At 44.9% G+C, this 6,837-nt stretch carries 6 protein-coding genes and 1 rRNA gene; all 7 read left to right on the top strand.

All coding sequences use genetic code 11. The annotated features are described in order from the left end of the window. Window positions 1-86 (top strand): 5S ribosomal RNA (rrf, locus tag JT719_RS24165); the annotation flags it as partial. Between the two features lie 153 nt (window positions 87-239). Then, window positions 240-2,195, top strand: a complete 1,956-nt coding sequence (locus JT719_RS24160) for a BatA domain-containing protein (protein ID WP_207436372.1) — start codon at window positions 240-242, stop codon at window positions 2,193-2,195. Continuing rightward, window positions 2,179-3,459, top strand: a complete 1,281-nt coding sequence (locus JT719_RS24155; protein WP_207436371.1) for a dihydroorotase — start codon at window positions 2,179-2,181, stop codon at window positions 3,457-3,459. The genes JT719_RS24160 and JT719_RS24155 overlap by 17 nt, the downstream gene beginning before the upstream one ends. A 22-nt stretch (window positions 3,460-3,481) precedes the next feature. Continuing rightward, window positions 3,482-4,000, top strand: coding sequence for a DUF4199 domain-containing protein (locus tag JT719_RS24150; protein WP_207436370.1), 519 nt, complete (start codon window positions 3,482-3,484; stop codon window positions 3,998-4,000). Window positions 4,001-4,018: 18 nt separating this feature from the next. Further along, window positions 4,019-4,537, top strand: coding sequence for a DUF4199 domain-containing protein (locus tag JT719_RS24145; RefSeq protein ID WP_207436369.1), 519 nt, complete (start codon window positions 4,019-4,021; stop codon window positions 4,535-4,537). Window positions 4,538-4,544: 7 nt separating this feature from the next. Then, on the top strand, window positions 4,545-5,510 hold the full coding sequence (locus JT719_RS24140) for a glycosyltransferase family 2 protein (protein ID WP_207436368.1): 966 nt from the start codon (window positions 4,545-4,547) through the stop codon (window positions 5,508-5,510). Between the two features lie 3 nt (window positions 5,511-5,513). Then, window positions 5,514-6,638 carry a glycosyltransferase gene (locus JT719_RS24135; protein WP_207436367.1) on the top strand — a complete coding sequence of 375 codons (1,125 nt, stop codon included), beginning with the start codon at window positions 5,514-5,516 and terminating at the stop codon, window positions 6,636-6,638. Window positions 6,639-6,837: the final 199 nt, after the last annotated feature.

Raw genomic sequence — 6,837 nt, 5'->3', positions numbered from 1 at the left:
CCTCTTCCCATTCCGAACAGAGAAGTTAAGCCCCGCCGAGCCGATGGTACTGCGGTCACACGCGGGAGAGTAGGTCGCCGCCAACCCCCTTACAAGGACCCCGCCCTGGAAACAGCCGCGGGGTTCTTCCGTTTCCGGGAACAGGGGGGAGGGGAATCTGGAGTTGTCTATACCAAATTCATCTTTTTATAAGTTCTAAAAGCAATTAAGTATCTTCACAGATAAACAGCTTTTAGTAGATGCTTCCACTCATATCCGGAACAGCCCTTGCGGCGGCTGTATTAGTCATCATCCATTTCTTTGGGCTCAGGCTTAGGCAGAAGCTTGAGTTCTCACATATACAATTCTTAAGAGTTCTAATTGCCAGAACGCAGTCAGTACGTAAGGTAAATAACTATCTACTTCTCGTTCTCAGGCTTGTTTTTATTTGTTCTGCTTTGGCTGCTTTCCTTTTGTTTCTATCACAGTTGAACAAAGGCACTGCTGCGTCCTCAGGAACACCTGAACTCGTTCTGGACTCTTCCTGGAGTATGCAAAGTAGTTCAGTGGAGAAAGGAATAACAAAACACGACTTAGCTCTTTCTGCCTACGAAGACTTATCTTTAAATAGCCAGAATACCGGTGGTACTCAAAGTAGTGTTACTACGGGGCAGATAGATCCAGACCCTATTACCTTGACATCTTCTGGTGCAGCGCTGATTGATGAAGTAAAAGATCAGAGCAGAAGCTCCAGAACATTTATTTTATCCGATTTTCAGCGGAGTGTTTTTACACCTGAAGTACTTCAGCGGTTACCAAAGAACCAAGGTGTTACTCTGGTGTCATATGCTACTCCATCTGTTCCTAATCTTTTCATTGATTCAGTTTGGTTAGATCAACCTATTCTGTTGCCTAACTCATTAGTAGGTATTTCGGTGAGGGTTGCTGGTAGCTTATTGGATAAGAGTAGCCAGGCAAAGATTACTGCCTCTGAGGGTGGTAAGTTACTAGGTGCTACCCAGGTCTTGGTTGATCCTTCTGAAAAAGCGATTGCCAGATTTAGAATCCCTCTGCAGACTGGAGCTGCTAAACAAATCACCTTTAACGTTGATGATGCTAGTACTCCTTTTGACAATGACTATTTTGTTGTTCTTCCGGCGCCTGTTTCTGTATCAATAAGGCTGAGTGCTGGTATTGGGCCCAACCATCCCATTGCTCAGGCTTACAAAGCAGAGCCTGCTTTTACTCTGTCTAATGATTTGCAAAGTACTTCTGCTCTCTGGATTTTGGATATTTCTTCTTCGGGCGGGTATGCTTCAGTATTACCAGGTGTGAAGTCTTGGCTAGAGAAAGGTGGATCAGTGATGCTGATTCCGTCTGCCAATGCAAATCAGACTTCAATAGAATTCTTGAGTGCCTTAGGCCTGAGAGGCGTGAGTGAAGAAAGTGATGATATTGGCCAGAAACTTCTTCGGCAACCAGATTTATCTGATGCCTTTTTTGGCCAGGTTTTCGAAAAAGAAGTTAAAAACATGAAAATGCCAGAGGCTACACCGGTATTGCGGTGGCAGAGTGCTTTTCATACCATTCTCAAGTTCACGGACAATACTCCTTTCTTAAGTACTTTCAAGGTTGGCAAAGGGAATGTTCATTTATTCTCTTCCCCTATTACCAGTACATCAGCTTTTGTTGCGCATCCCTTGTTCGTGCCGGTTTTATACCAACTGGCGCTCACTTCAAGCTCCTCCAAAATGGTTTTGGCTCATCAACCGGCAAATGGCACTATCACTATCCCGCTGGTGCAGGCGGGTACTGCCCAGCAACCGTACACCTTAAATAGTCAAGGGCAGACCTTTATTCCTGATCAAAAAGAGTTGCAGAACCAATTGGTAATGACTCTTCCAAATGACATCCGTAAGCCTGGTTTCTATACCCTTAGTCTGGAAGGCAGACCTGTTTCCACCATCGCTCTGAATATTCCCAGAACTGAGTCAAGGTTGGAAGGATATACAACAGATGAGCTAAAGGAAATTCTAAAAGGCCACGGAAATGCGATGCAGGTACTGGAGCCACAGGAGCGTGTATCATTGGAAAAACAACTGCAAAAGGAGGCAAGTGGCTCATCCCTTTGGAAATATTGCCTAATATTGTGTTTTCTGTGCCTTTTAGCCGAGGCCTTCATTCTAAGCACTAAAAAAAGTGGATCTCCTAGTTAAAGCAGTCACCATTGTTGATTCATCTTCTTCTCTGGACGGGCAAACCGTAGACCTTCTTCTCAAAGATGGCCACATCCAGAAAATTGCTTCTTCTATTGAGGCAGAAAATGTACAGGTAATTTCAGAGGAAGGGCTGTGTTGTTCCATCGGTTGGTTTGATTTGATCGCTTTCAGCGGTGAACCAGGTTATGAGCAAAGAGAAACACTAAGCAACTTCATGAACGCCGCCGCTTTTGGCGGATTCACGGAAGTAGCTTGCTTACCAAATGTCAACCCTATAACCCAGACCCGTTCCTCGGTTGAGTTTTTCAAGCATAGATCCAATAATGGATTTGTGAAGTTGCACGCCATTGCCGCCGTTACCCATGATCTAGACGGCAAAGATTTAGCGGAGATTCTTGATTTGAAAGCAGCAGGCGCTATTGCCTTTTCAGACGGTACAGATTCTATTCAGGCAGAAGATACTGTGGTAAAGGCTTTAGAGTACCTGAAGCTTTTTGGCGGAGTTTTCATAAATCGGCCCGAAAACAAGAAGCTTGCCAGCGGTGGTCAGATGCATGAAGGTATTGCCAGTACGCGCTTGGGCTTGAAAGGAATTCCGGCCATTGCCGAAGAGATGCAGGTGATCCGGGATCTGCAGATTTTGCGCTATATAGGAGGAAGGCTTCATCTTTCCCAACTTTCTACCGCTGCCGCATTGCAGGCAGTAAGAGCCGCCAAGCAAGAAGGACTTCAGGTAACCTGTGATGTGGCGGCGCACCAATGCGCGTTCACCGACGAAACCCTTGAGCCGTTTGATGCCAATTTCAAAGTTAGTCCACCTTTCAGAAGCTCTGCTGATAAAGCCGCTATCTTAGAAGCCTTGCAGGACGGAACCATTGATGCCTTGGTATCTGCGCACATGCCTTGGAACGAGGAAGGAAAAGAGCTGGAGTTTGATTTGGCAGAAACTGGAATCATCGGGCTTCAGACAGCCTATGCTGTAGCCAATGAGACAATGACATCCCATCTAAGCTGGAAAGAACTGGTAGAGAAGTTCACCCATGGTTCCAGAAAGGTGGTGGATCTGCCAATCCCTTCTTTAGCGGAGGGGGCAAAGGCCAACCTGACGTTGTTCAACCCCACTAAATCTTGGGTGTTTCAGGAAAATCTCAACGCCTCTGCCGCTAAGAACAGTCCGTTTTTTGGGTGTGAGCTGAAAGGGTGCGTGTTTGGGACATACCTAAATGGGCAGCTAACCCTTAATCCCGCCTATTCTAATTAGAGTTATTTTCTTAAGACTACCAATGTTTGACAGAGCCGTTATCAATACCGCTATAAGATATGGCGTAACCGGGGGAATCGTTACTTTCATTTATATTCTGGTGCTGGCTCTATTAAAGCTGGAAAACCCGTACAGCAACACCAGTGAATATTCTTCCACCCTCCTCTTCGTTCCTGTCTTTATCTTTTTATCCATTAAGTATTACAAGCGGTTCCATAATTCTGAGCTCGGCTTTCTGAAAGCATTTAAGGTAGGCTTTCTTACCGTTTTCTTTTTAGCCTTTACTGCTGCTATGCTCCTGTGCATCTATTCTGTTTTTGCCGGAGAAGAAATGATAAAAGAATATATTATCTTGAGCCAGAAACAGATGGAGCTCACAAAGAAAGACTTGGTTAAATTAATGGGAGAGGCCAATTATAAGAACGCTTACCAGAACCTTAACCAGTTGAACGCTTACATATTGGCACAGATCTCCTTTGTGAATAGGGTGGTGGCCGGTTTCTTCATCAGTATCGTTTTAGCTGTGTTTTTCAGAAAATAACCCCAAAACAAAACAACTATGAATGAACAAACTGTTACTCCCGGTTCTGTGGGAGTACGCTATGGCATCATCACCGGATTTATCTCAGTTCTCTATTCTCTTATCCTTTTCATCACTGATCTCAATACCAATCCTGTTCTTTCAAATCTGAGCCTTCTGATTCTCCTTGGAGGAATTATCATGGCCTATGTTTATTTCAAGAAAGAGAACATGGGTTTTATGTCTTATGGGCAAGGCTTGGGAATAGGGACTCTGCTGTCTGCCATTTCTGGCTTGTTAAGCGGAATCTTCGTTTATATCTATGTGGAATTTATTGATACGGGGTTGGTTGAGCGGATGCGCAACATCCAGATAGAGAAAATGGAAGAGCAGGGACTAAGTGATGAACAGATTGAGCAAGCGATGGCTATGGCTGAGAAATTCACCGGTCCGCTCATGATGTTGGTTGTAACCATTATCGCAAGTGCATTTTTTGGCTTTGTGTTCTCTTTGATAGTAGCTGCTATCATGAAACGTAATCGCCCGGAGTTTGAGTAACATATTCATGCAGAATAAACTTGATATTTCAGTGGTGATCCCACTGTTGAATGAGGCAGAGTCACTGCCAGAGCTTACCCAATGGATAAACCGTGTGATGGTATCGCACGGTTTTCTTTATGAGGTCATTTTGATAGACGACGGTAGTACCGATAATTCCTGGAAGGTAATCCAGGAACTGAGCGCCCATGATCCCAACATCAAAGCCATCAGATTTAACCGCAATTATGGGAAATCTGCCGCTTTGAACGTAGGCTTTGCTGAAACGCAAGGCCGAGTTGTCATCACTATGGATGCCGATTTACAAGATAGCCCAGATGAGATCCCTGATTTGTACCGGATGATTGCGGAAGAAGGCTATGATTTAGTTTCTGGTTGGAAGAAGAAGCGCTATGATCCCTTGAGCAAAACCCTTCCTACCAAACTCTTCAACGCTGCTACCCGCAAGATTTCCAAGATCAAGCTCCATGATTTCAACTGCGGCCTGAAAGCCTACGACGAACGCGTGGTAAAGAGCATTGAGGTTTACGGAGAAATGCACCGGTACATACCGGTAATTGCCAAGTGGAACGGCTTCGGGAAGATCGGGGAGAAAGTAGTACAGCACAGAGAAAGAAAGTACGGCACTACCAAGTTCGGGCTAGAGCGTTTCATCTACGGTTTTCTGGACTTGATGTCCATCACTTTCGTCTCTAGATTCCGGAAGCGGCCTATGCACTTCTTCGGGAGTTTAGGTACCATATCCTTTCTAATCGGTTTGCTTATTACGTCCTGGCTGGTGATAGAAAAGGTGTATTACTCTTTCCGCAACCAAGCCGTACGCGATGTAACAGATCAACCCTTGTTCTTTCTTGCGTTGGTAGCCGTAGTGGTGGGGGTGCAGCTCTTCCTTGCCGGTTTTCTGGCCGAGATGATTTCTTTGGCTGGCAGAAGGAAAAACGAATACCTTATCCGAGATAACATCGGGTTCTAAGTTATGGCCTATCTTATTATTGTAGGTCCGGCGTATCCGTTTAGAGGTGGTATTGCTGCCTTCAACGAAAGCCTGGCACGTACCTGGCAACAGATGGGGCACCAGGTTGAGATTTACACGTTCACAACGCAGTATCCTGCCATTCTCTTCCCAGGCAAATCTCAGTACGAAGAAGGACCTGCTCCCAAAAACTTGGTGATTCATCGTTCATTAAGCTCCGTAAATCCTCTCACTTGGGTAAGCCTTGGTCGTAAAATTAGGAAAGCAAAGCCAGATTTGGTGTTGCTCAGGTACTGGCTTCCGTTTATGGCGCCAAGCTTAGGAAAGGTAGCCCGCCTTATCAAAAAGAATGGACATACCAAAGTGGTTGCTCTCACAGATAATGTGGTGCCCCATGAGAAGAGACCAGGTGATAAAGCCTTAACTCAGTACTTTGTAGATGCCTGTGATGCATTCGTGACCATGTCAGCTACAGTAACTGAGGAGTTGAAGCTTTTCAATTCAAGCAAACCTGTCCTTTGTCAGCCCCATCCTATTTATGACACCTATGGACAAAAGCTTAGTAGAGAAGAAGCACTGAAAGATTTAAACTTACCTGAGGGAAGGTACCTGTTGTTCTTTGGATTCATCAGGCACTATAAAGGGCTTGATCTTCTGCTTGAGGCGCTAAAAGATCCAAGACTTAGAGAAAGCGGGGTAAAACTGATAGTAGCAGGAGAGTTCTATGAAGCGCCTGAGCCTTATTTACAGTTGATAGAGAGCGAGGAGCTCAAAGACCGAGTGATCGTAGCCACCGAGTACATCCCCCATGATAAAGTAAGAACTTACTTTTCTGTTGCCGATCTGGTTGTACAACCTTATAGGCATGCTTCCCAGAGTGGGGTAACGCAGATAGCCTACCATTTTGAAGTTCCTATACTTGTAACAAAAGTTGGCGGTCTGGCGGAAATGATTCCCGATCAAAAAGTGGGATACGTAGTTGATGTGAACTCTAAAGCCATAGCTGATGCAATTATCAACTTTTACCAAGAAGCTAAAGCAGAAGAAATGGTGAAAAACATCAAAATAGAAAAACAGAAGTACACTTGGGAAGCTATGGCCAAAGTAGTTTTGGAAGCAGCAGACTGAGTTCCAGGAAAGTGTATATATTATATTTATATGCTACATCTTGAAGATGCTATCTTGAGGAAACTCCAAGGAACCTGAAAGAATCTCAATTCCCCTGGAACTTCCGCATTCCATTCTTAGTTCTCATCTAGGCTCCAGCCGGGGGCAGCGGCTAAGCGAGAAAAACTCAAGCCCTACGGAACTTCTGAATACCTAATGT

It is taken from the genome of Sabulibacter ruber (genome assembly GCF_017355955.1).
Lineage (GTDB): Bacteria > Bacteroidota > Bacteroidia > Cytophagales > Hymenobacteraceae > Nibribacter > Nibribacter ruber_A.
Note: the sequence above shows the minus strand (reverse complement) of the source record. Positions and strands in the feature narration are given on the sequence as shown.